This window comes from Halopiger thermotolerans (assembly GCF_054654555.1).
On the sequence record NZ_BAAIEU010000004.1, the window covers coordinates 785,058 to 811,437 of the forward strand.

Annotated in this window: 23 protein-coding genes; 7 read left to right on the forward strand and 16 right to left on the reverse strand. The window is 68.4% G+C overall.

The window, feature by feature from the left end:
- The first annotated feature begins 6 nt into the window (after window positions 1–6).
- Window positions 7–981 (forward strand): aldo/keto reductase, encoded by a 975-nt coding sequence (locus tag ACYQ26_RS11550; protein ID WP_459809045.1) that lies wholly within the window; start codon window positions 7–9, stop codon window positions 979–981.
- A 35-nt stretch (window positions 982–1,016) separates the two neighbouring features.
- Here ACYQ26_RS11550 and tenA read toward each other — a convergent pair whose 3' ends face one another.
- Window positions 1,017–1,697, reverse strand: a complete 681-nt coding sequence (gene tenA, locus ACYQ26_RS11555; RefSeq protein ID WP_459809046.1) for a thiaminase II — start codon at window positions 1,695–1,697, stop codon at window positions 1,017–1,019.
- Between the two features lie 154 nt (window positions 1,698–1,851).
- Between tenA and ACYQ26_RS11560 the strand changes: the two genes are divergently transcribed.
- Entirely contained in the window at window positions 1,852–2,052 is a 201-nt protein-coding gene (locus tag ACYQ26_RS11560) for a hypothetical protein (protein ID WP_459809047.1), read from the forward strand.
- A 41-nt stretch (window positions 2,053–2,093) separates the two neighbouring features.
- Here ACYQ26_RS11560 and ACYQ26_RS11565 read toward each other — a convergent pair whose 3' ends face one another.
- The 6 genes from ACYQ26_RS11565 to ACYQ26_RS11590 all read right to left on the reverse strand — a co-directional run bounded on the left by ACYQ26_RS11565 (window position 2,094) and on the right by ACYQ26_RS11590 (window position 10,916).
- Window positions 2,094–2,498 carry a CBS domain-containing protein gene (locus ACYQ26_RS11565; RefSeq protein WP_459809048.1) on the reverse strand — a complete coding sequence of 135 codons (405 nt, stop codon included), beginning with the start codon at window positions 2,496–2,498 and terminating at the stop codon, window positions 2,094–2,096.
- An 82-nt stretch (window positions 2,499–2,580) separates the two neighbouring features.
- A complete protein-coding gene (gene fdhF, locus ACYQ26_RS11570) occupies window positions 2,581–5,994 on the reverse strand; it encodes a formate dehydrogenase subunit alpha (protein WP_459809049.1) in 3,414 nt (1,137 codons plus the stop codon).
- Window positions 5,991–7,577, reverse strand: coding sequence for an NADH-ubiquinone oxidoreductase-F iron-sulfur binding region domain-containing protein (locus ACYQ26_RS11575; protein ID WP_459809050.1), 1,587 nt, complete (start codon window positions 7,575–7,577; stop codon window positions 5,991–5,993). The genes fdhF and ACYQ26_RS11575 overlap by 4 nt, the downstream gene beginning before the upstream one ends.
- A gap of 467 nt (window positions 7,578–8,044) precedes the next feature.
- Window positions 8,045–9,349: an L-lactate MFS transporter gene (locus ACYQ26_RS11580; RefSeq protein WP_459809051.1), complete on the reverse strand. Its 1,305-nt coding sequence runs from the start codon at window positions 9,347–9,349 to the stop codon at window positions 8,045–8,047.
- Between the two features lie 272 nt (window positions 9,350–9,621).
- On the reverse strand, window positions 9,622–10,155 hold the full coding sequence (gene msrA, locus ACYQ26_RS11585) for a peptide-methionine (S)-S-oxide reductase MsrA (protein ID WP_459809052.1): 534 nt from the start codon (window positions 10,153–10,155) through the stop codon (window positions 9,622–9,624).
- 92 nt (window positions 10,156–10,247) lie between these two features.
- Window positions 10,248–10,916, reverse strand: a complete 669-nt coding sequence (locus ACYQ26_RS11590) for a 2,5-diamino-6-(ribosylamino)-4(3H)-pyrimidinone 5'-phosphate reductase (protein WP_459809053.1) — start codon at window positions 10,914–10,916, stop codon at window positions 10,248–10,250.
- A gap of 170 nt (window positions 10,917–11,086) precedes the next feature.
- On the opposite strand from ACYQ26_RS11590, the gene ACYQ26_RS11595 reads away from it, so the two are divergent.
- Window positions 11,087–12,046 carry a hypothetical protein gene (locus tag ACYQ26_RS11595; RefSeq protein WP_459809054.1) on the forward strand — a complete coding sequence of 320 codons (960 nt, stop codon included), beginning with the start codon at window positions 11,087–11,089 and terminating at the stop codon, window positions 12,044–12,046.
- 79 nt (window positions 12,047–12,125) lie between these two features.
- Here ACYQ26_RS11595 and ACYQ26_RS11600 read toward each other — a convergent pair whose 3' ends face one another.
- From ACYQ26_RS11600 to ACYQ26_RS11615, 4 genes are all read right to left on the reverse strand, one after another.
- A complete protein-coding gene (locus tag ACYQ26_RS11600) occupies window positions 12,126–13,061 on the reverse strand; it encodes a DMT family transporter (protein ID WP_459809055.1) in 936 nt (311 codons plus the stop codon).
- 87 nt (window positions 13,062–13,148) lie between these two features.
- Window positions 13,149–13,784 (reverse strand): nitrous oxide reductase accessory protein NosL, encoded by a 636-nt coding sequence (locus tag ACYQ26_RS11605; protein WP_459809056.1) that lies wholly within the window; start codon window positions 13,782–13,784, stop codon window positions 13,149–13,151.
- An 82-nt stretch (window positions 13,785–13,866) separates the two neighbouring features.
- On the reverse strand, window positions 13,867–14,355 hold the full coding sequence (locus ACYQ26_RS11610; protein ID WP_459809057.1) for an SRPBCC family protein: 489 nt from the start codon (window positions 14,353–14,355) through the stop codon (window positions 13,867–13,869).
- 181 nt (window positions 14,356–14,536) lie between these two features.
- Complete coding sequence (locus ACYQ26_RS11615) at window positions 14,537–15,532, reverse strand: PhoU domain-containing protein (RefSeq protein WP_459809058.1); 996 nt, start codon at window positions 15,530–15,532, stop codon at window positions 14,537–14,539.
- Window positions 15,533–15,748: 216 nt separating this feature from the next.
- On the opposite strand from ACYQ26_RS11615, the gene ACYQ26_RS11620 reads away from it, so the two are divergent.
- Window positions 15,749–16,702, forward strand: a complete 954-nt coding sequence (locus ACYQ26_RS11620; RefSeq protein ID WP_459809059.1) for a halo transducer protein — start codon at window positions 15,749–15,751, stop codon at window positions 16,700–16,702.
- 111 nt (window positions 16,703–16,813) lie between these two features.
- Here ACYQ26_RS11620 and phoU read toward each other — a convergent pair whose 3' ends face one another.
- The 5 genes from phoU to ACYQ26_RS11645 all read right to left on the reverse strand — a co-directional run bounded on the left by phoU (window position 16,814) and on the right by ACYQ26_RS11645 (window position 22,376).
- A complete protein-coding gene (phoU, locus tag ACYQ26_RS11625) occupies window positions 16,814–17,482 on the reverse strand; it encodes a phosphate signaling complex protein PhoU (protein WP_459809060.1) in 669 nt (222 codons plus the stop codon).
- 5 nt (window positions 17,483–17,487) lie between these two features.
- On the reverse strand, window positions 17,488–18,408 hold the full coding sequence (pstB, locus tag ACYQ26_RS11630) for a phosphate ABC transporter ATP-binding protein PstB (RefSeq protein WP_459809061.1): 921 nt from the start codon (window positions 18,406–18,408) through the stop codon (window positions 17,488–17,490).
- Complete coding sequence (gene pstA / locus ACYQ26_RS11635) at window positions 18,405–19,979, reverse strand: phosphate ABC transporter permease PstA (RefSeq protein WP_459809062.1); 1,575 nt, start codon at window positions 19,977–19,979, stop codon at window positions 18,405–18,407. Before pstA ends, pstB begins: the two co-directional genes overlap by 4 nt.
- On the reverse strand, window positions 19,976–21,112 hold the full coding sequence (gene pstC / locus ACYQ26_RS11640; protein WP_459809063.1) for a phosphate ABC transporter permease subunit PstC: 1,137 nt from the start codon (window positions 21,110–21,112) through the stop codon (window positions 19,976–19,978). The genes pstA and pstC overlap by 4 nt, the downstream gene beginning before the upstream one ends.
- A 79-nt stretch (window positions 21,113–21,191) precedes the next feature.
- Window positions 21,192–22,376, reverse strand: a complete 1,185-nt coding sequence (locus ACYQ26_RS11645; RefSeq protein WP_459809064.1) for a substrate-binding domain-containing protein — start codon at window positions 22,374–22,376, stop codon at window positions 21,192–21,194.
- Between the two features lie 333 nt (window positions 22,377–22,709).
- On the opposite strand from ACYQ26_RS11645, the gene ACYQ26_RS11650 reads away from it, so the two are divergent.
- The 3 genes from ACYQ26_RS11650 (at window position 22,710) to ACYQ26_RS11660 (ending at window position 26,324) form a co-directional block, all read left to right on the forward strand.
- Window positions 22,710–23,402, forward strand: a complete 693-nt coding sequence (locus ACYQ26_RS11650) for a metallophosphoesterase family protein (RefSeq protein ID WP_459809065.1) — start codon at window positions 22,710–22,712, stop codon at window positions 23,400–23,402.
- A gap of 13 nt (window positions 23,403–23,415) precedes the next feature.
- Entirely contained in the window at window positions 23,416–25,788 is a 2,373-nt protein-coding gene (ppk1, locus tag ACYQ26_RS11655) for a polyphosphate kinase 1 (protein ID WP_459809066.1), read from the forward strand.
- A gap of 239 nt (window positions 25,789–26,027) precedes the next feature.
- Window positions 26,028–26,324: a hypothetical protein gene (locus tag ACYQ26_RS11660; RefSeq protein ID WP_459809067.1), complete on the forward strand. Its 297-nt coding sequence runs from the start codon at window positions 26,028–26,030 to the stop codon at window positions 26,322–26,324.
- Window positions 26,325–26,380: the final 56 nt, after the last annotated feature.

The following is a 26,380-nucleotide window of genomic DNA, read 5'->3' on the forward strand; positions in this document are numbered from 1 at the left end:
CCGCGCATGGAGTATACGACCCTCGGCGACACCGGCATGGAAGTCAGCAGGATCTGTCTGGGCTGCATGAGCTTCGGCGATCCCGACTGGCGCGAGTGGGTCCTAGACGAGGAGGAGAGCACGGAGATCATCGAGCGGGCGATCGACCTCGGGATCAACTTCTTCGACACCGCCAACATGTACTCGAAGGGCGAGTCCGAGCGAATCCTCGGCGAGGCCCTCGAGGGCTACCGCGAGGAGTCGGTCGTCGCGACGAAGGGCTACTTCCAGATGCGCGAGGACGATCCGAACTCGGGCGGTCTCTCCCGGAAGGCGATCGAGCAAGAACTCGAGGCGAGCCTCGACCGGCTGGGGATGGACACCGTCGACCTCTACCAGATCCACCGCTGGGACGACGACACGCCGATCGAGACGACGCTGCGGGCGTTAGACGACGCCGTCCGCCGCGGGCAAGTGCGCTACGTCGGCGCCTCCTCGATGTGGGCCCACCAGTTCGCCGAGTCGCTCTATACCAGCGACCGGCTGGGTCTCGAGCGGTTCGCGACGATGCAGAACCACTACAACTTGGTCTACCGCGAGGAGGAGCGCGAGATGCTGCCGCTCTGCGAGAAGGAAAACGTCGGCGTGATGCCGTGGTCGCCGCTGGCGCGGGGCTATCTAACGCGGCCCCACGAGGAAATCGACGCGACGACCCGCGGCGAGACGGAAGAACACATGTACGAACACCCCTACCGCCAGGGCGGCGGGCAGGAAATCAACGAACGCGTGGCGGAACTGGCCGCCGAAAAGGGCGTGACGATGGCCCAGATCGCGCTTTCGTGGCTGCTGCACAAGGACTGGGTCGATGCGCCGATCGTCGGCACCACCAGCGTCGAGCACTTAGAGCAGGCCGTCGAGGCGCTCGAGATCTCGCTGTCGGCCTCGGATATCGCGTATCTCGAGGAACCGTACGAGCCGGTGCCGGTGTCGGGCCACGACTAGGGCCGCCCGGTTCGACGGCAACCGAGCGCAGCGGGCTACCCGTCGATCTCGGCCGCCGTCGCCCACCCCTCCTGCGCGTAGGCCATCTCCCAGAACTGGAGTTCGAGTCTGGCGCTGGTGCGGAACGCCTCGCGCATGGCGTCGTGCTCGCCGGGGTAGCGCTCGCCGCAGCGGTCGACGAACGCGCGCATCCAGTCGACGGCCTCGCGGAACTCGTCGCTGGTGTACTTGTCGATGAACGGCTGGTAGGGGTTCTCATCGTCGGTCGAAATCTCGGCCATGTGCTCGGCGACGTCGAGATAGCCCTGTCCGCAGGGGTAGATCGCCGCCGCGATCTCGGCGAGCGACCCCTCGTGGGCCGTCCGCACGAGATAGTTCGTGTAAGCGACGCAGGTCGGCGCCTTCTCGACGGCCTCGAGGTCCGCCGGATCGATGTCGTAGTCGGCGGCGAACTCGCGGTGCAGATCCATCTCGAAATCGAGGATCTCATGGGCGACGCCCAGTAGATGGGTCATCGTCTCCTCGTCGCGGGCCTTCGTCCCCGCGATCGCGAACACGCGGGCGTAGTCCAGCAGGTAGCGGTAGTCCTGGCGCACCCAGTGGAGGAACGCGTCCTCGTCGAGCGTGCCGGCCGCGAGTTCCCGCACGAACGGATGATCTTTCTGGGCCGCCCAGATCTGTTCGCCCTCCTCGAGCAGTCGGTCGCTGAACGCCATCGGCACTTCCTACTACCCGATAATACAAATGGGTTATCTCCACCGGTACCTCCCGTCTCGACAGCCGCTTATCAAATAGAAATAAATTATCCAGTCGACACGTCCGGCACTATCACGGAAATTCATTATAGTATCGTCGCGCGGTGGATCTCATATGCGGATCGTTCTCAACGAATCGACGAAGACGGCCCACAAACCCGCGCGCAGCACGCGAAATCAGCCGGCGGACTGCGGCGCGTTGCGCCACGTGTCGACGGATCGCATTCGGATAATCTCCGAGGAAGAAATCGAGCCGGCAGTCGAAGCCGAACTCGAGCGCTGCGGGCGGTGCTTCGAGGAATCGGGCGGCTACTGATACCGACGACGACTCCTTGCGACCGGCACGACGGCTGGCGATCAGGGACTGTACTCCGGCGACTGCGCTTCGATCGTGTCGGCGACGTTGTCGAGTTGCTCGCCGAGCGTCGCCACGAGGTCGTCGAACGTCGCGATCCCCTCGAGTTTGCCGTCCTCGTCGACGACGGGGAACCGGCGAACGTTGTGCTCCTCGATCGCGCGCGAGATCTCGATCGGCTCGTCGTCGTACCGCAGCGTCGCCGGATCTTCGGTCATTACGTCCTCGACCGCGGTCGACGTCGGGTCGTCGTAGTCGGTGAGCGCGAGCGCGATGTCGCGGTCGGTGACGATGCCGACGGGTTCGTCGTCGTCCGTGATGACGATCGCGCCCACTCGCTCGGACTCGAGGCCGGTGTCTGGACTGGCCGTTACCACGTCTTGGGGACCGAGTTCGCCGACAGGCATAGCAGTGATATCGACCACGGAGCGACTATTCAAGGTGGGCCTTTCGCCTGAAACCGATGTCGAGGGTCGCCGCGCGGGCGGGTCAGTCGTCGGCCTGCCGCCCGCCGACGTCTTCGGGGTCGCCGCCCTGCCCCTCGAGCTGGCCCGGCGTCGGCGAGACCACGTTAGACGCCTCCGCGGGCGGGACGTCGAGCGGCGAAATGCGAACGCTGGTCACCTTGTAATTCGGGATGTACGACGTCGCGTCGAGATCGTGCTCGGTGAGCTTGTTGACCGCTCCCTGCGGGAAGTGCATCGGGATGAAGACGACGCCGGGGTCGGACGTGTCCTCGACGTTCGCCCTCACGACGATCTCTCCCTGGCGCGACTCGACGCGGACGTACTCCTGGTTTTCGACGTCTAACTGTTCGGCCATCTCGGGGTGGATGGTGACGAAGCTCTCGGGGACGTGGTTTATCGACGTCTTGACCCGCCGGGTCATCGTGCCCGTGTGCCAGTGGTACAGCACCCGTCCGGTCGAGAGCGTGAGCGGGTACTCCTCGTCGGGCATCTCCGGCGGCTGGGCGTAGTCGGCGGGGACGAACCGCGCTTTCCCGTCGTCGAAGTTGAACTCGTCCTCGTAGAGGTACGGCGTTCCCGGATCGTCCTCGTCGAAGCAGGGCCACTGGATCCCCTTCGTCTCCTCCTCGAGTCGCTCGTAGGTGACGCCGCCGTAGATGGGGACGAGGTCGTTGATCTCGTCCATCACGTCGGCCGGCCCGTCGTAGTCCCAGTCGTAGCCGAACCGTCGGGCGAGCTGGATGAGAATCTCCTGATCCGGTTTCGCCTTCCCCGGCGAGTCGACCGCGGGACGGACCCGCTGGATGCGCCGCTCGGTGTTGGTGAACGTGCCCGACTTCTCGGCGGCGGAGGCGGCCGGGAGGATGACGTCGGCGTATTCGGCCGACTCGGTCAGGAAGACGTCCTGTACCGCGAGGAAGTCGATGTTCTCCAGCGCCTCCTCGGCGTTGTCGACCTCCGGTTCCGAGAGGACCGGATTCTCGCCCATGATGAACATGCCGCGGAGGTCGTCCTCGTGGATCGCGTGGAACATCTCCGGGAGCCGAAGCCCGATCTCACTGGGCGGGCGCTCTCCCCACTCGTTCTCGAACTTGTCCAACACGTCCTCGTTGGCGAGGTTCTGATATCCCGGGAGCGTGTGCGGGGCCGGTCCCATGTCGCCTCCGCCGCCCTGGACGTTGTTCTGGCCGCGGAACGCCGAGAGGCCGGCGCCGGGCTTGCCGAGGTTGCCCGTCAGCAGCGCGAGGTTGGCGATCGACAGCACGTTCCGCGTGCCGGTGTTGTGCTGGGTCAGCCCCATCGCCCAGCCGAAGATGCAGGTGTCCGCGGTGGCGATCGTCTCCGCGGCCTGCTTCAGTTCCTCGGCGGGGACGGCCGTCAGCTCCTCGACCTTCTCGGGCGTGAACGGCTCGACTTTCTTCTTCAGCTTGTCGAAGTGCTTCGTCCGCTCCTCGATGAACTCCTCGTCGTGGAGGTCGTTCTCGATAATGTACCGCATCATCCCGTTCATCCAGGCCACGTCCTCGCCGGGAGTCGTCCGGATGTACTGGTCGGCGTGCTCGGCCATTCCCATCTCGCGGGGGTCGATGACGATGAGGTCAGCGCCGTCTCGGACGTTCTGCTTGATCCGCGTCGCGAGCACGGGGTGGGACTCGGTCGTGTTCGAACCGGTGATGAGATAGCAGTCGGTCTCCGCGATGTCCTCGTTGATCCGGTTGGTCATCGCGCCGTAGCCGACCGTCTGCTGCAGCGCGGCCACCGTCGAGGAGTGACAGAGCCGCGCGCAGTTGTCGACGTGGGGCGTCCCGAGGATCTGCCGAGCGAACTTCTGGCAGAGGAAGTTCTCCTCGTTTGTCGTCTTCGAGGAGGAGATCACCGACAGCGCCTCGGGGCCGTGTTCCTCGCGGATCTCCGAGAGCCCCTCGTAGACGCGCTCGAGCGCCTCCTCCCAGGACGCTTCGCGGAACCCCTCGCGGCCGACCGGACCGTCGGGTGCGTCCTCCTTCCGGATCAGCGGGGTCTCGAGGCGATCCTCGGCGTCGACGTAGTCGTAGCCGAACTTCCCCTTCACGCAGGTCGAGAAGTCGTTGGCCGGCGCCGAATCGGGCTCGGCGGGCCGGACGCCGACTACCTCGCCGTCCTTGCCGTAGAGGTCGAACCGGCAGCCGACCGCGCAGTAGTTGCAGGTCGTCTCGGCCTTCGTGACCCGCGAGAGGCGCGCGTCGCCGATCGTCGTCGCGACGTCGAACAGGCGGCCGGCCGACATCGCCTCGCTGGCGACTCCCTCGGCGACGTGCTCGGCCTCCTTGAGCGCGCGGTCGCCCGCCTGACGGACGGCGTCGCTCGCGTGGCGTCTGGCGTCGCCGGCTCGAGCTCTCGCGAAGGACATGTAGCGGGCGACGCCGGACAGGTCCTCGTCCTCGGCCGGGACGCTCGCGCTGCCGCTCACGTCGTACGGCAGGTCCCGATTCGGAGCCTCCGTCTGATCGGCCGTTTCGGCCTTCGGGCTCTCTAAGACCTTCCCGATGGAGTTCTCCTGAGTGAACCCGGGAAGGGGCATCGTCGCGATGTCGGTCAGCCCCTGCTCGACGAGGGCGCCGGTCGGGCAGACGGTCGCGCAGTGGCCACAGGAGACGCAGGTGGACTCGTCGAAGGTCTCCTCGCCGTTCTGGAAGGCGATGCGGGTGTCCTGGCCGTGGCCCTCCATGCGGAGGACGCCCTCGACCTGCACGTCGTTGCAGGCCTCGACGCAGCGGTTACAGAGGATGCACTTGTTGCGGTCGATCTGGATGGCCGGGGAGGTGTCGTCAAGCGGCTCGTACTCGTCGCGGTCCTCGAAGACGCCCCAGCGGGGCTCCTCGACGCTCTGCTCGATCGACGTCTCCTGTAGTTCGCAGCGGCCGTTCTGGCCGCAGGTCGTACAGCGGAGGTTGTGGCCCGACAGCTGGAGGTCGAGGTTCACGTCCCGCGCTTCGGCCGCGTCGTCCTCGTCGGTCCGCACCGTGAGCCCGTCCTCGGCGGGGAACGAACAGGCCGGCACGAGCCCGTGTTCTTCGGTGTGGACGGTACAGGTTCGACACTCCCCGCGGGGCCCGATCGCGTCGGCCTGCTCCGTGTCCCGGTCGTAGTAACAGAGGGCCGCGATCTCGTCGGCGGGATCGGTCGACTCGATCGCGTCGATGATCGTCGATCCGGGCGGCACCGAGACGGACGTGCCGTCGATCGTGAGGGTGGTCGCGTCGCCGTCGGCATCGGCGCCGTCCGATCTCACGTCGGGATCGTTCGCGGTTCCGGTCTCGAACTGTTCCGTGATCGGGGTGCTCGGCCGCGGATCGGTCACCTCCGGCACCGACGGGAGCCGCTCGACCGCGGTCGGTCGCCGCTCGGTCTCCGCGTCGTCGACGTGGCTCGCCACGTCGTCGCGGCCGCTGCTCATCGTCCACCTCCGGTCTTGCACACGCCGGCGGGACAGCGACCCTCGGCGTGGGCGACCACCTCGCGCTCGAACTCGCGCATCCCCGTGACCGCCGGGCGGATCGCCGAGCGGCCGAACTGGCAGATGCTCGTCTCCCCCATCACGCGGGTCAGTTCGCGGATCTTCGCGTCCTCGTACGTACCGTCGTAGATGTCTCGAAGCATGGTCGTGAGCTGAGCCGTTCCGTTTCGGCAGGTGACGCAGCGACCGCAGTTCTCCTCCGCCGCGAAGTTCGACCGTCGGCCGGCCGTCGCGAGGACGCAGTTGTCCTCGTTCAGCAGTTCGACGACGCCCTCCGTCCCGAGGCCGGCGCCCTCGAGCGCCGGCGCCGACGGCGAGTGAGCGAGCGACCGCGCGAAGCCGCCGAACTGTCCCCCGACGCAGGCCATCTTGAACTGCCCCTCGAGGTCGGCCGCCTCGCGGACGTCCGCCAGAGTGCCGCCGGTCGGCAGTTCCACGGTCGCCGTCGCATCGACGTCGCCGGTGACGGTCACGAGGCGGGTGCCGGGATCGGCGTCGTCGGCGTCGAACGCGTCCGGCTCGAGCATCGCCTGTCGGACCTGCGCCATCGTCCGCGGCGTGTGGATGACGGTCGGTCGGCCGTAGAGGCCGTGTTCGGCGGGGGAGGGCGGACGCAGGCGTGCCTCGAGGCGGTCGTTGCCCTCCATCGCCTCGAGGGCCATCGTCGGCTCGGTGGCGACGTACCGGTCGGGGCCGACGACGACCTCCGGCGGCTCGTCGCGGTCGAGGTGCTCGCCGAGCGTCTCCGCCGCGTTCTGGGCGGCCTCGCGGACGCGCTCGCGAGCCGCCGCGTCGTTCTCGTTGCAGTAGACGACGACGTCGTCGGCGCCGACCAGTTCGGCGACCGCGAGCGCGCCGTCGACCACCTCGCCCGCTGCGCCCTCGAGCAGCGTCCGGTCGGTCTCGTTGCGGTCGTCGCTCTCGTTGGCGTTGACGACGACGACCGGCCCGCGGTCCGGCTCGTCGGTCGCCGCGGCCGCGTCGCGGGCCCGCTCCCACTCCTCGGCGACTGGCTCGTCGTCGCTCCAGTCGCCGCGGCCGCGGCCGAGCAGGCCGATCTCGCGGACGCGATCGAGGGCCGTCTCGGGCTCGTCGCTCGCCAGCTCGGCCGCGGAGTCGGCCGGTACCGACGCGGGCTCGATCCAGCCGCACCGACCGAGCGCGCGTCGCCGCCCCACGGCGAGCGGCCCGTCGTCGGGGACGGGAAGCGCGGCCGGCGTCGACTCGTGGTCGACGACGGCGATCGCGTCTTCCGTCGGGAGTTCGCCCCGCTCGAACGTCTCCACTGGCGACTCGAGGCGCCCCGTGATCGATCCCGGATAGAACGCCGTCTGACCGTCGCGGGTGAAGCAGACGAGCGGCTCGAGTTTCGGGACGCCGGTCGGGCCCGTCTCGAACACGGGCGTGTCGTCGGCCGCCGATCGAATCTCCGCTACGGCGCGGCGGCTTCGCTGTCGACTCCGCGATCCGGCGGCGACCCGGATCGCCGTCGATTCGTCAGTCGGAACGCTCCGTGTACCCATTGGGGGCGAGTCCGAGGCCAGGTACCGAAAAAGCACGGCTTGAAACGGTATGGACGGGCCGAATCGCGGCCGTCGAACGCGGACGGCGTGCGAGTGCGAGTCGCTCGGCATCGCGCCGTCGACCGCTCGTCGACCGCTCATCGTCGATCGCTCGAGCCGAGTCGGCTCGCCGGGACGTCCGTTCCGGTAGCCGGTGTCGCCGACCGTCAGAACGGCGGTTCCAGCTTCGGCGTCGCGCTGCGTCGGCGGAGGAACGCCAGGGCCGCAACGGTACCCGCGAGCGCGACGAGGGCCGCAGGTAGCGGCCGAACGCGTCGAGGGCGCGTGCGCTCCGTTCGCTGCCGGTCACTCTCCGATTTCGGTTCGGATCGTCGCCGATCGCCGAACATACGTCGCCGTTCGTCGGAGCGACGGATAGGTCTTCGCGCGGCGTACGACGACCGCGAAGGGGACCCGATTCCGACCGATCAGTCGCCCGTCTGTTCGGCCGGACGTCGGCCCGGTTCGTTGTGGGACTCCCGGACGTCCTCGATCCGGTAGTAAAGGGCGGCCACGGCTGCCAGTCCGACGACTAGCGCGCCGGTGACGATGTAGAAGGCCATGACGTAGCTGTTAGTGCGTTCGACGATCGCCGAGATGAGCATCGGGCCCGCGACGCCGGCGGCGCCCCACGCCGTCAGGGTGTACCCGTGGATGGCGCTGAGCTCCTTCGTTCCGAACAGGTCGCCGAGGTACGCCGGCAGGCACGCGAAGCCGCCGCCGTAGGCGGTGATGATCAGAAACAGCAGCCCGGCGAACAGCCAGAGCTGCGTGATCTGGGGCATCAGCAGGAACGCGGCGATCTGCAGCGCGAAGAACGCGCCGTAGGTGGTCGTCCGACCGATGTAGTCGGAGACCGTCGCCCAGAAGATCCGTCCGCCGCCGTTGAAGACGCCGATGAGACCGACCACCGACGCCGCGGTCGCCGCGTCCACCCGGGTGATGGCCTGGGTCATCGGCGACGCGACGGACAGCAGCATGATCCCGGCCGAGATGTTGATGAACATGACCAGCCACACGAGGTAGAACCGCGGCGTCCGCAGCGCCTCGCTACCGGTCAATTCCTCGAGATCGGTGCTGACGGAGACGCCCTTCGCGTTGTCCGCATCGGTGTCAAGTTCGCTCTCGTCGACGCCCGCCGGAACCCAGCCGTCCGGCGGCTTCTTCAGGTAGCTCGAGCCGGCGGCCATCAGGAGGAAGTAGGCTACGCCGAGCGCGTAGAAGGTGACCGGGATGCTGACGGTCTCGATGATGAAGTTCGCGACCGGGCCGGTCACGAGCGCGCCGGCGCCGAAGCCCATCACCGCCATGCCGGTCGCCATTCCGCGGCGGTCGGGGAACCACTGGACGAGCGTCGAGATCGGCGTGATGTAGCCCAGGCCGATACCGATCCCGCTGATCACGCCGAAGGTGAGCAGGAAGCCGACGTAGCTGCCGAACTGGACGCTCACGCCGGCGCCGACGATTCCGAGTCCGAAGGTGCCGGCCGCGATCAGTCCCGAGGTTCGGGGCCCGCGGTTCTCGACGAACCCGCCGAGAAACGCCGCCGACAGCGCGAGGAACACGATGGCGACGGTAAACGCCAGCGACACGTCCGAGATCGGCCATCCAAACTCGTCGCGGAGGGGGTTCTGATACACGCTGTACGCGTAAATCGAGCCGATCGACAGGTGGATCGCCACCGCCGACACCGCGATGAGCCACCGGTTTCGGTCTGCGTTAGTCTGTACCATTGTAGCCGGGTACCGGATTGACGAATAAGTACTCAGGGCGCGCGTTTGCTACCCGCGAGCCGCGATCGCCAGCCGGGACCGTGCCCCTCCTCCCGCCGGCGGTGACGGGTCTGTACGGTCCCAGTCGGCGTCTCGCGACGCCGAACGAGTACCGCGTCCTTAGCGTCGCAAGGACCTCGTCGGACGCTCGAGATGGCAACCAGTTCGCGGACCAGTCTCAGCGGATGGGATCGGCTGAAAAACCAGCATCGTCGACGGTTTCGAGATCCCGTCTACTGCGTCGCGGCGACGTCGTCGGCGAACTTCTCGCGAACTTTCTCGACCTTCGGCGCCGCGTGCATCGTACAGTACGCGTCGTTGGGGTTCTTCTCGAAGTAATCCTGGTGGTACTCCTCGGCCTCGTAGAACGCCTCGAGCGGTTCGATCTCGGTCACGATCCCCTCGTAGAGGCCCTCGTTCTCGAGTTCCTCGGCAAACCGCTTCGCGGTCTCGAGTTGGTCCTCGTCGTGGGCGTAGATCGCCGACCGGTACTGCGAGCCGACGTCGGGGCCCTCGCGGTCTTTCGTCGTCGGGTCGTGGATCGTAAAGAAGACCTCGAGCAGGTCCTCGTAGGCGATCTCATTGGGATCGTACTCGATCTGGACGACCTCTGCGTGGCCGGTCTCGCCACGGCAGACCGCCTCGTAGGTGGGGTTCTCGACGTGGCCGCCGGCGTAGCCGGAGGTGACCGAGTCGACGCCCTCGAGTTCTTTGAAGGCCGCTTCGACACACCAGAAACAGCCGCCGCCGAACGTAGCTCGTTCCATACCGCTTCGTAGGCGTCGCGCGAGGAAAGATGTGACGGGCTGGACCGCCGGACCGGGCTGACCGCCTCGAGCGACGGTCGCGGTGCGGGCGGCTACCGGTCGCCAGCCAGCCACGTCAGCAGGACGCCGTCGTCGAGCCGTTCGACGCTCTCGAGTTCCAGCGTCGGGAAGTCCTCGACGAACCCCTCGCCGTCGGCCAGCGTTGGCGCGTCGCGGCCGCCGATCACCGTCGGGCCGACGAACACCCGCAGCTCGTCGACCAGTCCGTCCTCGAACAGCGAGAAGATGAGTTCGCCGCCGCCCTCGACCATGAGTCGCTCGAGGCCGGCCGACTGCAGCGCCGCGAACGCGCGCAGGAGGTCGACCCGGTCGTCCCCGGCGGTGACGAGTTCCGCGCCGCGGTCGGCCAGTTCCATCCGCCGGTCGACGGGCGCCGCCTCGCTCACGCAGACGTACGTTTCCGCGGCGTCGTCGAGGACGTCGGCGTCGACGGGCGTCCGCGCCTTCGAGTCGACGACGACGCGAGCGGGGTTTTCGGGCTCGCCGTCCGCGACTCGCCGCTCCCGCAGGTCGGCGTCCTTGACGGTGAGGTGCGGGTCGTCCGCGAGGACGGTGCCGACCCCGACGACGACGGCGTCGCTGTCGGCCCGGAGCCGGTCGACGCGCTCGAAATCGGCTTCGCCGCTGATCGCGATCTGTTCGCGGCGCCTCGAGGAGAGCTTCCCGTCCGCGCTGACGGCGGCGTTGACGACGACGTGCATACCCGTGCTGGGCGGGCCGGCGCAAAGAAATCACCGTCCGCCGGCGACAGGCGACGGCCGACTGGTGACGGCCGACAGACGACGGGCGACGGCCCTCGAATCGCCAGCCGCCGCGACCCCCGTCCTGTGCAGGCTGGGCACCCTTCACACGAACGCGGCTAGGACGGCCTATGACGACCTTCACGGCCGACGACATCGGCAAGCGCGTCGAGAGCGCGACCGGGGAACCGATCGGGAGCGTCGTGAACATCGACCGGGAGACCGCCTACGTCGATCCGACGGCCGACGCGGTCGCGTCGCTCAAGGCCGTCCTCGACTGGGACGGGGGCACCGACACCGTCCCGCTCGCGGACGACGCCGTCGGCGAGATCACCGACGAGGCGGTGCGCCTCGAGGCAGAACTGCCGGCCGAAAGCGTCGAATCGAACATAGACCCGGAGTCGGGCGACGAGTCCGCGGCGGATCCGGACGCGGACGAGAGCTATTCGCCGGGCACGTCGGTCGAAGCGTCTGTCACCGAGCCGGGGACCGACCAGAGCGATCCCACGCTCGGCACGGAGCACCGAACCGAATCGAGTCCCGAGATGGGCGAACAACCGGCGCCCGACGAGCCGGCCGCGGAGACGGAGGCGGAACCGCGGACCCGAACGCAACCCGACCCCGACGCGGACGCGCCGCACCACGCGCCCGAGCAGGCGGAGCCGGCCGAGGAGTTCGATCCGATGGGGGAGATGGAGGACAGCGACGCGGTCGATCCCGAGACCGAAGATCCACTCGACGAGACCACCGGCGGCAGCGGCGAGCGCGCCGACGACCTCGAGTCGGTCGAGGAGGAGACGGGGCGGGATCTCGAGGTCGATCCGTCCGAACTCACGGAGGGCGAACCCGAGGCCGAGATCCGCTCGCGGGAGGACGTCGGCGATCGGACGGACGCCGAGGTCGCCCGGGGAAATACGACGGGCGTGGACAGCGAGACCGAGCGGCCGAACCCCGGCGAACCGGGCGACGAGGCGACGTCAGTCGATACGACGACCGAGGCCGCGGACGAGAGCGGCGGCGAGGGACAGAGCGAGAGCGAGGGCGAGGCCAGGAACGAGCGGTCGGAGTCGGACGCAGACGAGCAGCGATAGCGCACCCGCGACGGCGCACGCGGTCGACTGACTCAAGCGACGACGGGCGACTCGAGACCACGGCCAGCGGCGAGCGCGGTCAGTCGGTCGGCGACTCCGCCTCGGGGTCGTTTCGGTCCCGATCCCGGTCTCGCTCCCGTTCGATCGTCGTCACGGAGATCCCCGCGAGGACGACGAGCCCGCCGGCGACGGTGATCGCGTCGGGAATCTCCGGCAACAGGACGGCGGCCAGCACCGCCGCCCCGATCGGCTCGCCGAGCCAGGCGACGCTGACCACGACCGACTCGAGGTGCTTCAGGACCCAGTTGACGACCGTGTGGCCGAAGACGCCGGGGCCGACGGCCATGCCGAGAAAGAGCAGCCACTCGCCGACGGGGTAGGCGAGGTAGTCGTGGCCCTGCGCGGCGACGACGAGGAACAGGGTCGCCGCGCAGGCCCCGTAGACGACGGTCACGTAGGGGAACAGCGAGACGCGCTGGCGGATCGACCGCCCGGCGAGGACGTAGCCCGCGACGGCGACCGCGCCCAGCAGCGCCAGCGCGTTCCCCAGGGCCGTCGCGTCGGCGAGCGGCGCCCGCCCCGCGTCGCCGAACGACATCGCGGCGGCGCCGACGACGGCGACGGCGATCCCCAGCACCGTCTCGCGGCCGATCCGCTCGCCGAGCAGGAGGCCGGCCCCGAGGGCGACGAAGATCGGCTGGGTCTGGACGAGCGTGACGCTCGCGGCGACGCTCGTGTACTCGAGGCTCTCGAACCAGGCCGCGAAGTGAATCGCGAGCGCCACGCCGGCGACGACGGCGCCGGCGAGGTCCGACCGCGAGAGCCGCGCGAACTCCCCGCGGTGGCGCAGGAGGGCGACCGGCGCGACGATCGCCGTCGTGAACAGCACGCGGTAGAACGCCGCGACCGAACTCGGCGCCCCGCTCCAGCGGACGAGGATCGCGCTCGTGCTCGCGGCGAAGACGGCGACGGCGAGTGCGGCGTACGGTGTCACCTCGCGATCTGCCGGTAGCACGGCTCGAGAATGCGGTCGGACCGTCAAACGAGTTCCGTTACGGGGTCCGGCGGTCAGGGAGGAGAGGAAGGGAACGAAGCGACGAGCCTACGGCAGCCGGTTCCCGCGGTATATCTCGGCGTGCTCTTTATCGACCTCGGAGAGCGGGATGACATCGTCCTCCGTCAGGTCCTCGGCCTCCCACTCCTCGAGGTACGCGACGGCGTCCTCGCGGTCGGCGAACGGGCGCGGATTGGGCCCCATGGGCTCGTCGACGGTCGCCTGCTCGTCGGTGACGAGCACGTAGTGGGCCACCATGGCGTCGATCAGGTCGCGAGTTTCGAAGCCCGTCACCCAGCCGGCGGTGACGGGCGACTCGATCGGCTGGTAGGCGTAGTACGCGAACAGACAGCCCGGCGTGTCGAAGACGGCGCCTTTCCCGTTTTCGTGTGCAAGCTGGCAGTACCAGTTGGCGTAATTTTTCGCCGTCATGCCGCAGACCGGACAGCGCTGCCCCTCGAGGAACGCGATCGGTTCGTCGCCGGGGTGATCGACGAGGTCCTCGCCGTAGCGGTTTCCGCCCGCCGCGTCGGCCCCCTCGTCGTCGTCCTCCGCCGACTCGTCGCCGCTCCCCGGACCGCCGAGACACCCCGCGACGGCGAGCGCCGTCCCCGTTCCCGCCGTCCCGAGGAGCCGCCGTCGCGTTATCGGTTCGCTCGCGTCTCCGCCCTCGAGTCGATCCATACTCGCAGTAGCGGCCTGGACGGCAAAACCGGCGTGGTTCGGTTCGCGAAAGCGGCGAGACTGACCACGGCGTGGTCGGCGGCTACTCGAGCAGCTCCCGCGTCCGCCGGTGGCGGTCCCGGAACATCGCCTCGAAGCCGAGCGACGAGAACGGCGTCGCGGCGGCTCCGAGCGGACCGAGCGGGCCCAGTGGGAGTTCGTAGTCGACGCGATCCCGGACGATCGTCGCCTCGCCGTCGGCGTAGAACGCGTGCGTGTGCGTCCACTCGTCGAACGGCCCGTCGACCATCTCGTCGCGGAAGTAGGCCGTCCCGTCGCCCCGTTCGCGCTCCGTGATGACCGACGTCCACCGCTGGCGCGGTCCCGCGCCGCAGGGACGAACTGAGAGCGTCACTTCCGACCCGACCTCGAGCACGTCGGGGTCGGGGTCGCCGTCGGGGCCGACGACGGATTCGACGCGGAGTCGCATCCAGTCCGGCGTCAGCGCCTCGAGGCCGGACACCCCCGAGTGGAAGTCCCAGACGTCCTCGAGCGGAGCGCGGACCCGCGTCCGCCGTTCGTAAGTGGGCATGCGGCTCGATACGACCGCGATCGTGAAAAGCGACCGCCTCGGACAGGTGACACGGTTGAACCGATAACGCGACGTGGAGAACGGCGTCGGCGGAAATCGGGCGACGGACGCGGAGGGCCGTCGCGGGGGACGGGTGGAGAGCGGTGCGGCGGGCGAGGTCGCGACGCCGGTCGCCTCAGGCTCAGGGCCGCGGCGCGGCCTTCTGCAGCGCCGTCTCGGCGACGTTTCCGCCGTAGTCGGCGCTTCGGGACAGCGAGTCGAGGATCAGGCCGAGCGACTGGGCCAACACCGGATCGAGGTCGCGGAGGATGTCGTCGATTCGGCGGGTGTGCTCGTCGATTTTGGGAACGGCCTCGAGGGCCTCGTGGCTCTTGGCGGTCGCCTCGTCGCCGTCCTCGGCGAACAGCGCGTCCATCGACGCCTCGAGGATGTCCGCGACGTCGGCGTGCAGTTCGAGGAGCGGATCGGCGACGTCCTCGGGGACCTCCTCGAGTTTGAGCGCGATGTTGCTGATCTTGACGGCGTGATCCGCGACCCGCTCGAGCTGGCGGGCGCTGGAGTGGTAGTCGAAGCAGTCCTCGCGGGGGAGGCCGAGCTCCTCGGCGGCGCGGGGTGAGCGCAGCGTCGCGCGGAAAATGCGGGAGACGACGAGAAAGAGCCGGTCGACGTCGTCGTCGCGGTCGATGACGTCGCGGGCGATGTCGTCGTCGTTTTCGACCAGAGCGGTGACCGCGTCGGCGAGCATCGAGGTCGCGATCAGCCGCATGCGCGTGACGGCGTTGACGATCGACAGCTCCGAGGAATCCAGCAGATCCTGAACGACGACGCAGTCGGTCTGCTCCTCGACGACTTCGACGCCGATGAGCCCCTGGATCGCGCTGCGGATCGCGCGGCGCTGCTCGGTCGTGATCCGGTTCGCCTCGAGGCGGATCACGTCGAAGCCGCTGACGTACATCGTCAGCACAGCGCGAACGAGCCGCTCGTCCGTGAGCGTGGAGACGTCGAGCGTGCCCTCCTGGCGGTCGGCGTCGCTCTTCGGCGTGACCAGAAGCGTGTCGTCCTCGGAGTAGATTTCGACGACGGTACCGCTGCTGACGTCGTTGTCGGTCGCCCACTCCTTCGGCAGCGAGACGGTGTAGGTCGACCCACCGGTCACCTGGACCTTGCGTGTCTCCATATGTCGCGCTTCTAACGGGAGGAATATAAATCTACCTGGATCTATAGAGTAATCGGATATCGGCGCTTCTAGTGCCGAATAACGGCTATATTCGAAACGTTACTGGACGTACCATCAGGTAGTCATACACCAACAAACATAGATATAGATACCAGTATATACCTATCTGTTCTTGAGACCGAACGAATAACGAATTCCCGGTCGCAACGGTCGCTCATGGACGAGTACGAACGCGGCGAGAACCGGACGGACCTCGACGGACTGTCGCTCGAGGCGGCGGTCGACGCCGTCGACGACGAGTCGGCGGACGACGGCGCGGTACGCGAGACGCTCGCCGTCGTCGCCGACGACGGGGTCGTCCGCCGGGCGGCGGTCGACGACGCGCTGGCGAACGCGTCGAAGGTGGTAACGACTGCGGAGACGCGCGCCGAACTGGCGGCCACGGCGATGGACGACGCCCGCGACGCCGCAGCGGGCGTCTCGGAAATGGACGTCGTCGCGACGCGCCTCGAGGAGTTCGCGTCGCGGCTCGAGACCGTCGAGGATAGAGCGGCCGGGCTCGGCGAGCGCTTACAGTCGATCCTCGACCGCAAGGGCGACGGCGACCTCTACGACCTCGCCCGAGAGATCCGGGGGATGACCGCCGCGGCCACCGAAGTCCAGCGGGCCGCCGACGACCTCCAGTTCGAACTGGAGTCGTTCGAAGCGTGGCTCGAGGACCCCGACCGCCGAGTCGCGGAGCTCACCGACGACGTCGACGCGCTCGAGCAGTCGCTGGACGACCTCGAGGGCGTCGTCGACGGGCTCGCGGCCGAGGCCGACCTCGAGGACGGCGACGACCCGGCGGTCGCGTGGGCGCAGGCGTCGATCCAACACTGTGTCGCCGAGCTGATGCTGGCGGATCTGCGGGCCGAGCTGGCGACGCTCCGGGAGTGGGCCGACCGCGAGGACGCCGATCGGCCGTCGGGCGTCGGCCCGCGGCTCGACGATCTGGCGGCGCGTCACGACGCGACCGGCGAGCGACTCGCCGAGCGCGCCGAGCCGGCGTGGCGCGAGCGCTTCGGCGACCAAGTGGCGGCGCTCGAGGAGGCGTTCGGCGAACTCGAGCCGCCGGTCGCCTGGGACGCGGTCGAGTCCGTCGTCGAGGAGCATCGACCCGGCGACGAGTAGCGCCGCCGTCCGTTGAGGGGACGGTAGTCTAGGTGCCGAACTCTCGAATTCAGGTCACTGCGCCGCCGCAACCGTTCCGTCCCGGAAACGCGGGTCGAAGAAGCGGGAAAATCAGTACAGCAGCGCCGGATCGTTCTCGACCATGTAGCGGGTCCGCGCGGCGACGTTGACGGCGTGGTCGCCGATCCGCTCGAGATCGCGGATCGTCAACAGCGCCTGCGAGACGTCGTCGAGCAACCGCTCGACGTCCCAGGCGTCGGCCTCGCTGGCGATCAGGTCGCGCACGACCGCCTCGCTGGCGCGCTGACACAGCGCGTCGATCTCGTCGTCGCGGGCGGCGATCGTCCGACAGGCGTCGGCGTCGTCCGCGACGTAGGCGTCGACGGCCGCCCGAACCTGCTCGCGAACGTCGTCGCCGATGCCGCGAACATCGATCTCGGAGAACGCCGCCGCGTCGGCGGCCAGCGCGTACTCGGCGAGGTTCGTCGCCAGGTCGCCGATCCGCTCGAGATCGGTGATGATCTTGAACGAGGCGGCGACGAACCGCAGGTCCGAGGCGACGGGCTGTTGCAGCGCGAGCAGGTCGATGCAGTCGCCCTCGAGCTCCAGATAGCGCTCGTTGATGGCTGCGTCTCCGTCGATCACCGCCTGAGCCAGCTCGTCGTCGCCGTCTCCGAGGGCCGTCAGCGCCCGACCGAGCTGCTCGAGTACCGCGTCGGCCATCGCCTCGACGTCGGCCCGCAGCCGATCGAGGGTCTCGCGGAAGTCCTCGCGCGCCACGCGTCTCACCCGAACTTGCCGCTGATGTAGTCCTCGACGCGCTGGCTCTCGGGGTTCTCGAAGATCTTGTCGGTGTCGTCGTACTCGACGAGTTCGCCGCCGGTCAGGAAGACCGCCGTCTGATCGGAGACGCGCGCGGCCTGCTGCATGTTGTGGGTGACGACGACGACCGTGTAATCCTCCGCGAGGTCCTCGATGAGGTCCTCGATCTTCGAGGTGGCGATCGGGTCCAGCGCGGAGGCCGGCTCGTCCATCAGGATGACCTCCGGATCGACCGCCAGACACCGGGCGATACAGAGCCGCTGTTGCTGGCCGCCCGACAGCCCCAAGGCGTTGTCCTCGAGGCGGTCGTTGACCTCCTCCCAGAGCGCGGCCCGCTTCAGCGAGCGCTCGACGAGTTCTTCCTCGCGCCCGGGTTCGGCGCGGCCGGTCAGCCGCGCGAGCAGTCCCGTCTCGACGTCGCCGTGCTTTCGCGGCCCGTAGGAGACGTTCTCCCGGATCGATTTCGGGAAGGGGTTCGGGTTCTGGAACACCATGCCGACGCGCTTTCGCAACTCGACGAGGTCGACGCCGTCCTGGTAGACGTCCTCGCCGTCGAGTTCGACCGTGCCGTCGACCCGAGCCCCGCGGATGCGGTCGTTCATGCGGTTCAGACAGCGCAGGAACGTCGACTTGCCGCAGCCGGACGGCCCGATCAGCGCCGTCACGCTCTGCTCGGGAATCTCCATCGAAACGTCCTTCAGAGCGTGATCGTCGCCGTAGTGGACGTTCAGATTCTCGACGGCGAGTTTCGTCTCGCCGTCGGCGTCGTAGTCGGTCCACTCGGGACGTGTCTCCTCGGCGGTTTCGCCGGCGGTCGTCGAGACCGCCCGTTCGTCGGTCCGGTTCGTCGAATCGGTCGTCTCTGCAGGATTCGTTCGACTCATTGGTGGAGTTTCCGTCTGAAGTAGTATCGCGTCGCGATGCCGATCGCGTAGAACGCCAACACGACGAGCAGCAGCGTCAGTGCGAGCCCCCACGCGAACTGCTCGGGGTTCTCGATGTTGCCGCTGAGCCCCGCCGTGATGAGCGCGTACAGCTGGTAGGGCAGCGCGCTCGTGGACTCGAGCAGCGCGGGGTTGGTGACGAACGGCGGCGAGGCGTGCAACTGGAAGCCGCCGATGACGTTCGGCGCGGCCCCCTTTCCGGGGAGGACGCCGCCGCCCATCGTCAGCAGGATGGGGGCCGTTTCCCCGGCGATGCGGCCGACCCCGAGGATGACGCCGGTCGTGATCCCCGGGATCGCCGCGGGCAGGACGACGCTGCGGATCGTCTGCCACTTCGAGACGCCAAGCGCCGCGCTGGCGTCGCGGTACTCGTCGGGGACCGCCAGGATCGCCTCGCGGCTCGTGATCAACACGAGCGGCAGCAGCATGAACCCAAGCGTCAGCATCCCCGCGAGCAGCGACTTCTGGTTGCCGAATCGGGGGATGAGGAAGGCCGCGCCGAACAGGCCGAAGACGATGCTGGGGGTGCTCCAGAGGCCGTTGGTCGCGATCTCGACGGCGGTTGTGAACCGGCCCTGCTCGGCGTACTCGCTGAGGAAGACCGCGGCGCCGACGCCGGTCGGCACCGCGAACAGGACCGCGCCGACGACCAGCCAGATCGTACCGACGAGCGCGGGGAACACCCCGGCGACGTCGACGAACAGCGACGCGCCGTTCGTCAGGAACGGCCACTTGATCAGCGTCCCGCCGCCGACGGCGAACCCGTTGAACAGGCCGGGCAGTCCCTTGATCGTGACGAAGGCGACGAGGCCGACCAGCACCGCGAGGATCGAGAGGACGATCAGATAGATCAGGACGTACGCGCCGACGTTGCGCCCGCGAGCGCCGAACCCGCCGTAGGCCTTGGCGGCCGCCCAGCCGGTGAGCAGCGACGCGAACATCGCGAGCGCCGGGACGACGGTATCGCCGAACAGCGTCGCGTTGTAGTCGACGAGCTGCCACTCCCAGCCGGGGCCGACGACGCCGGTGACGAGTGCCAGCCCGGCGAGGACGGCCAGCCCTCCCGCTGGCAGCGTCGAGCCGACATCCTCGCGCGGGAACGCCGTCGCGGCGAACGCGGCGGCGCCGGCGACCAGTCCGACGGCCGTCGAAGCGATCATTCCCAGTCCGGCGGCGCCGGTAGTTAGCGCGCCGACCGCGAACCAGACGCCCGTGAACGCGACCGCGGCGACGAGGCCCGCGCTGGGCTGGGGGCCGGTGTCGACGTACGCGAGCTGCGAGGCGAGCCCGAAGCCGACGACGCCGAGCCCGAGCCCGAGCAGCGCCGCACCCAGCGCCGTCGACAGCGGGACGCCCGCGACGGGGACGGCGACGGCGATCTCGAGGACGTCGAGCAAGGCGACGAGGCCGACGGCAAACACCAGCCCGGAGAGGGCGACCGCGGTGGCGGCGGCGCCCTCGTAGCTGCTGCGGCCGTCGCGGACGAGCGCGGTTTCGGTCGCGCGGCTCATCGCTCGACACCCCCGAGGCGGCGGCGCATGCGCGCCTCGATGTACTGCGAGGCGACGCTGAGACAGAGGACGGTCACGAACAGCACGACGCCCGCGGCGAACAGCGCGCTCTCGTGGACGCCGTTGGCGTTGCCGTACTGGGAGGCGATCAGCGACGTGAGCGTCTCGTAGCCGTAGAAGACGTTGGTTATCGGATCGGGGATCTTCTGGACGCGCGCCAGCATCACGGTGGCGGCCATGGTCTCGCCGATCGCTCGACCGACGCCGAGCAGGACGGCCGCCGAGACGCCCGAGAACGCCGCCGGAAGCGTGATCGACGTCATCGACTGCCAGTCGGTCGCGCCGAGCGCGAGCGAGCCGTCCTTCATCGAGTCGGGGACGCTCGTCAGGGCGTCCTCGGCGACGGAGACGACCGTCGGCAGCGCCATCAGCCCGACGACCAGCCCGACGAACAGGTACGTCGAGCCGCCGTTGAGCGCGAACTCCCGGCCCGCCCACGGGTTGATGATCGTAAAGCCGATGAAGCCGTAGACGATCGAGGGAATCCCCGCGAGGATCTCGATACCGGGCTTGACGAGCTCCCGGACGGTCGGCGGCGCGATCTCGGCGATGAAAAGCGCCGCCGCCACGCCCAGCGGCGCCGCCACCAGCGTCGCGATGGTCGTCACCATCACCGTCCCGTGGATCATCGGCAGCAGCGAGTAGCGAACGGGCTCGGTGACGGCGTCCCACCGCGTCTGGGTGAACATTCCAAGCCCGGGCACGGAGACGCCGAAGACGGTCGCGCTCTCGTACCGGAAGGCGGGGATCGCCTCGAGGAAGATGAAAACGACGATCAGCCCCAGCGTAACGAGGGTGACGGTCGTCATGGCGAAGGTGATCGCCCGCGCGGTCAGCGCCTGGTGGCGGACCCAGCCGTAGCCGGTCGAAACGAGAAACGCAGCGAAGGGAACGACCGTCCACGGCGACGTCAGCAGGAACCCGGCGAACGCGGCCAGCAGCGCCCCCATCGAGAGGCCGACGACCGCCAGCGCTTCCGGCTCCGTCTCCGCGACGAACTCTCGAGTGCGCCCGAGACGTCGCTCGACGCGCTCTCCCCAACCGCCGATCTCCGAATCAGTAACTGAACTCATGGTGTCTGGAAGAATTCATTGGTTTCGTAACCTGGACCGCGAGGTCGGTGTCGATGTCGGTGTCCGCACGGCCGACCGACTACACCTGATCCGGGAGCTTGTCCTTCTCGGCCTCCAGGTCGGACGTCGGCAGCGTGATGTAGTTTTGCTCCTCGACGAACACCTGCTGGCCGAACTCGGTCAGGAACATGTTGAGGAACGCGGCCTCGCGCATGTCCGTTCCCTCCGGCGTGTCCTCGGTGATCTTCGTGTACATGTGGAGGTCGCGGTTCAGCGGGTACTCGGCGTCGTAGATGGTGTTCTCGGCGTCGGGATCGGGCTCGTAGACGGTCCCGTCGAAGTCGATGGCGACCGCCTGAATGCCCGAGCCCGCGAACGCCAGCGCCATGTAGCCGATCGCATTGTCGTTGTTCTGTAGAACCTGCTGGACCTGCTGGTTCTGCCCGAGGCGGGTGTCGACCTCCATCGGCGCGTCGGCGTCGCCGAGCATGTTCAGTCGGAAGGTGGTGTCGGTTCCCGAGCCCTCGGCGCGGCCGACCACGTAGATCTCCTGATCGGGGCCGCCGACCTCGCTCCAGTTGGTGATCTCCCCCTGGTAGATGCCGCGGATCTGTTCGCCGGTGAGCGTCTCAACGCCGGCGTCGTAGATCTCCTGACTGACGAAGACCGGCTGGCCGTCGCGGCCGACGACGTGATCGACGAAGTTCTCGTCGCGCTCCGCCTCGCTGATGTCGAGTTCCGCGGTGATCGGCCCCGAGGAGTTACCGATGTCGACGAGGCCGTCGCGGACGGCCTCGCAGCCGGTCCCGGAGTGGCTCAGCGCGACCTGCGTGCTAAAGGGCGGGTTCGACCGCTGGCCGGTTTCCTCGAACCCGTACAGCCCCGCGAAGTAGTCGGCGATGTTCTTGTCGGTCTCGATCTGGTCCCAGCCGGGAACCGACGACTCGTCGTTTGCCCCCCAGTACTCACCGTCGGACGGCGGCGCGTTGGAGTTCCAGTAGGAACTGCCCGTGTTCGAGATGGGGTAGACCGTCGAGGAGCCCTCGGCGCTCAGCGTGCTCGGGCTCGAGCCGCCGTTGCCTCCGCCGTTCCCGTTGCCGTCGCCGCTTCCGTTGCCGCCGTTATCACCGTCACTGCTGTTGTTTCCGTTCCCCCCGCTGCTACTGCTGCACCCGGCGAGGCCGGCCGCCCCGACGGTGGCGGATGCGAGCAGGTATTTTCGACGTGATACGCCGCCAGCCTGGCGCTCCGAATCGCTTGCCATCACCAGAGTCGTGGCGTGAGGCCATTAAACGGGTTTATAATAGCAGTACGATCGAATACCTATCGCTCCGTGATGACAGTTCGGAAACTCACGGCTGGATACCGGTACGTCCTGATATATACTCGTACGTATCAGTCTCGAGAGCGAGCCCCAGCGACCGCAGCGACGGCGCCGGGAGACCGAAACGCGACGATTAACGCCGTCCGATCGCGTCCCAGGCCCGTTCGCGACCGTCCGCCGACGTCCGTAGCGGTAAATGGACCTACGTATCGGAACGTCGTAAACATATAAACTGCTTATCCGAAGATTCCTGAATCCTCGCCCGAGTAACACGTGACGACCGCTTTCGCGCAGTCGGACGGGGCCGTACCGTTTGCACACCGCCGAATCGACCTCGAGCGATACGACGACGTCTACGTCGTCGGCGACGTACACGGCTGTCTCGAGGAGTTGGAGGCGCTGCTGGCGACGCTCTCGCTGGGCGAGGACGACCTCGCGGTGTTCGTCGGCGATCTGGTCCGCAAGGGACCCGAGAGCCGGGCCGTCCTCGAGCGGGTCCGGGAGTCGCCCCGGCTGCTGTCGGTACGGGGGAACAACGAGCAGAAGCTGCTCGACGGCGACGCCGCGTTGCCGGAACTGGACGACCGCGACCGCGAGTACGTCGCGTCGCTGCCGGTCGCGATCGGTTGGGACGGCGGCCTCGTCGTGCACGGGGGCGTCGATCCGACCCGGACGCTGGACGCTCACTCGGCGGGGGACGTGCTGACGATGCGGTCCCCCCGCGGGGACGGGTACGACGGACCATTCTGGTTCGAGGCCTACGACGGCCCGCCCCGCGTTTTCTTCGGCCACACCGTCCTCGAGGAGCCCCTCGAGCGGGAGTGGGCCGTCGGGCTCGATACGGGCTGCGTCTACGGCGGCCGGCTCACGGCCTACGACGTCCGCCGCGACCGGTTCGTGAGCGTCGACTGTGAGGCGCGGGTCGACCGGGACGACGACAAGATCGTCGACGTCGGAACGCGGTGACCGAGGTGGTGCAATGACCGACGAGACAGCCGACGGCGACGGCGAGGACCGACGGTCGGACCGCGAGGCGACCGACGGCGCGGCGACCGATGGATCCGCCCTCGAGCGGGACGCGAGCGACGCCGGCGATCGCGACGCGGCCGGCGCGGACGGGACGGCGGACGACCGCGACCCGGACGAGACGGAACTCGAGTTCGTCGATGACTCGGGGGACGACCGTGACGAAGCCGACGCGCTCGAGGCGACCGACGGGACCGCGGACGTGGGTGCTGACTCGGGGAGCGACGCCGACGACCCCGAGGAGCCGATCGTCCCCGCCGACGTCGATCTCTCGGACCCGGACTACTACCTCAACCGCGAACTGAGCGAACTCGCGTTCCAGCGGCGGGTCCTCCACGAGGCCCTCGACGAGACGAACCCGCTGCTCGAGCGGGTGAAGTTCCTCGACATCGTCACGCAGAATGTCGACGAGTTCTTCCGCAAGCGTATCGGCGGGCTGAAACAACAGATCGCCGCGGGGATCACGGAGGAGACGCCCGACGGGCGGACGCCGGCCGAGCAGTGGGCGGCGGCGCTCGCGGAATCGCGGGCCCTCCTCGAGCGCCAGCATCGGTGTTACCGCGAGGAGATCCGCCCGGCGCTGGCCGACGCGGGCATCCACATCGTCGACTACGAGGACCTCGGAGCGCCCGACCGCCGGGCGATCCGCGACTACTTCGAGAGTTCGGTGTTGCCGACTCTGACCCCGCTGACGTTCGATCCGGCCCACCCGTTCCCCTTCATCTCGAACCAGAGCCTCTCGCTCGCCGTCCTCACCCGCGAACGACCCGGCGCCGACGTCACGTTCTCGCGCGTGAAAATCCCGCGCAATCAGGTGCGGTTCGTGCAGATCGGCGACGACGCGCGGTACGTCCTCCTCGAGGACGTGGTGCGGGCGAACCTCGATCTCCTCTTTCCCGACGTCGAGATCGTCGACACCGCCCTGTTTCGGGTGACGCGAAACGCCGAAGTCCGGCGCAACGAGGAGGTCGCGGAGGACCTGATCGAGATGGTCGAGGAGGTCTTGGAGGAGCGACGGTTCGCGACCGCGGTCCGCCTCGAGATCGAGCGCGACGCGCCCGAGGCGGTGCTTGACATCCTCACCCGCAAGCTCGACCTCGAGGACCGGGAGGTATTCCACCTCGACGGGCCGTTGGACTACCGGGACTTCTCGGAGCTGACCGACCTCGGGCGCGACGACCTGATGGTGCCCGAGTGGACGCCCCAGCCGCACCCGCGGCTCGGCCGCGGCGAGGACGGCCGCAGCGTCTTCGACGTGATCAAGGATCGGGACGTGCTCGTCCACCACCCGTACCACTCCTTCGAGGGGACCGTCCAGCGGTTCCTCGAGGAGGCGGCCAACGACCCCGACGTGCTGGCGGTCAAGGCGGCGATCTACCGGACCGCCAGCGACTCGCAGGTCATCGAGAGCTTGCTCGAGGCCGCGCGCAACGGGAAGCAGGTCGCAGTCATGGTCGAACTCAAGGCCCGCTTCGACGAGGAGAACAACCTCGAATGGGCCAAGAAACTCGAGGAGGAGGGGATCCACGTCGCCTACGGGACGATCGGCTACAAGACCCACACGAAGACGTCGCTGGTGGTTCGCAAGGAGGACGACGGCGTCCGACTGTACTCCCACGTCGGCACCGGAAACTACCACTCCGAGACCGCAAAGCGCTACGAGGACCTGGGCCTGCTGACGGCCGATCGGGACGTGGGACAGGACCTCGTCCGCCTGTTCAACTACTTCACCGGCCACTCGATGCACCGCGAGTACCGGAAACTGCTGATCGCACCCGGCAACATGCGCGAGCGGTTCGTCGACCTCATCCGCGCGGAGGCCCGCCGGGCCCGCAACGGCGAGCGGGCCCGGATCGTCGCGAAGGTCAACCGCCTCGAGGACCCCGAGATCGTCCGCGAACTCTACCGGGCGTCGATGGCCGGCGTCGACATCGACCTCATCGTCCGGGACATCTGTCGGCTCCGGCCCAACCTCGAGGGGATCAGCGAGACGATCGACGTCCACAGCATCGTCGGCCGCTTCCTCGAGCACTCCCGGATCTTCTACTTCCGCGCGGGCGGCGACGAGCGGTACTACATCGGCTCCGCCGACTGGATGTCGCGCAACCTAGACAACCGCGTCGAGGCGATCGCGCCGATCGACGAGCCGCGGCTGCAGTCGCGGCTGGCGGAGATTCTCGAGACCCTACTCGAGGACACCGAAAACAGGTGGCTGATGCGGTCGGACGGGAGCTACGAGCGGGCCCGCGATGCGGCCGACGGCTCGACGCTCGACATCCACGAGGCGTTCATGCGGGCGGCGCTGCGGGGCGACGGGCACCGCTGACCGTCGAGCGCGCCGGATCGCGCAGCGAGGTGGGCGGTGCATACCCTGGGTCACCACGCCGGCCGGAAATAACGTTTCTATGACGGGTACGTCCCGTCCCGTACTCGAGTACGGCCGTCGCAGCGGCTACGAACCGGCACGGAGTACGACTGAGCGGTACGTAGCGGTACGAGCGGGGAATAGCGGCACGGAGTCCTCCTAGCAACCGACTTGTGGCGAGTCGTCGTGGGGGTAATCGAATGGCTCCCGACTCCGTCCCCACCTCGGTCCGAAACCGCGACGCGAACGCCGACCGGGAGGTCCCGCCCGCCGACGACGGCCGAGATCGCGCCGCGTCCGATCGACGCGACGCCCGACCGCTCCCCGCGGCACGGTCCGAGTCGCCGGCACGGACCCACGCCTGTCCGCTGTGTGGCTACACCGACGAGAGCAGGGACAGCGTGTTCACGCACCTCCTGCTCGGCCACCGGAAACGAGCGATCAGCAGCGCCCTCCTCGAGGTCCATTCGAGCGCCGGCGGTGCCGGTCGCGACTGACGGCCGCGACCGTCTCGCCCGCCGCCGACCCGATTCGGCGTGCCGGGGCCCCCGTT

Coding starts and splice junctions, on each gene's coding strand:
- ACYQ26_RS11550 (WP_459809045.1), top strand. CDS start 7: ATGGAGTATACGACCCTCGGCGACACCGGCATGGAAGTCAGCAGGATC.
- tenA (WP_459809046.1), bottom strand. CDS start 1,697: ATGGCGTTCAGCGACCGACTGCTCGAGGAGGGCGAACAGATCTGGGCG.
- ACYQ26_RS11560 (WP_459809047.1), top strand. CDS start 1,852: ATGCGGATCGTTCTCAACGAATCGACGAAGACGGCCCACAAACCCGCG.
- ACYQ26_RS11565 (WP_459809048.1), bottom strand. CDS start 2,498: ATGCCTGTCGGCGAACTCGGTCCCCAAGACGTGGTAACGGCCAGTCCA.
- fdhF (WP_459809049.1), bottom strand. CDS start 5,994: ATGAGCAGCGGCCGCGACGACGTGGCGAGCCACGTCGACGACGCGGAG.
- ACYQ26_RS11575 (WP_459809050.1), bottom strand. CDS start 7,577: ATGGGTACACGGAGCGTTCCGACTGACGAATCGACGGCGATCCGGGTC.
- ACYQ26_RS11580 (WP_459809051.1), bottom strand. CDS start 9,349: ATGGTACAGACTAACGCAGACCGAAACCGGTGGCTCATCGCGGTGTCG.
- msrA (WP_459809052.1), bottom strand. CDS start 10,155: ATGGAACGAGCTACGTTCGGCGGCGGCTGTTTCTGGTGTGTCGAAGCG.
- ACYQ26_RS11590 (WP_459809053.1), bottom strand. CDS start 10,916: ATGCACGTCGTCGTCAACGCCGCCGTCAGCGCGGACGGGAAGCTCTCC.
- ACYQ26_RS11595 (WP_459809054.1), top strand. CDS start 11,087: ATGACGACCTTCACGGCCGACGACATCGGCAAGCGCGTCGAGAGCGCG.
- ACYQ26_RS11605 (WP_459809056.1), bottom strand. CDS start 13,784: ATGGATCGACTCGAGGGCGGAGACGCGAGCGAACCGATAACGCGACGG.
- ACYQ26_RS11610 (WP_459809057.1), bottom strand. CDS start 14,355: ATGCCCACTTACGAACGGCGGACGCGGGTCCGCGCTCCGCTCGAGGAC.
- ACYQ26_RS11615 (WP_459809058.1), bottom strand. CDS start 15,532: ATGGAGACACGCAAGGTCCAGGTGACCGGTGGGTCGACCTACACCGTC.
- ACYQ26_RS11620 (WP_459809059.1), top strand. CDS start 15,749: ATGGACGAGTACGAACGCGGCGAGAACCGGACGGACCTCGACGGACTG.
- pstB (WP_459809061.1), bottom strand. CDS start 18,408: ATGAGTCGAACGAATCCTGCAGAGACGACCGATTCGACGAACCGGACC.
- pstA (WP_459809062.1), bottom strand. CDS start 19,979: ATGAGCCGCGCGACCGAAACCGCGCTCGTCCGCGACGGCCGCAGCAGC.
- pstC (WP_459809063.1), bottom strand. CDS start 21,112: ATGAGTTCAGTTACTGATTCGGAGATCGGCGGTTGGGGAGAGCGCGTC.
- ACYQ26_RS11645 (WP_459809064.1), bottom strand. CDS start 22,376: ATGGCAAGCGATTCGGAGCGCCAGGCTGGCGGCGTATCACGTCGAAAA.
- ppk1 (WP_459809066.1), top strand. CDS start 23,416: ATGACCGACGAGACAGCCGACGGCGACGGCGAGGACCGACGGTCGGAC.
- ACYQ26_RS11660 (WP_459809067.1), top strand. CDS start 26,028: ATGGCTCCCGACTCCGTCCCCACCTCGGTCCGAAACCGCGACGCGAAC.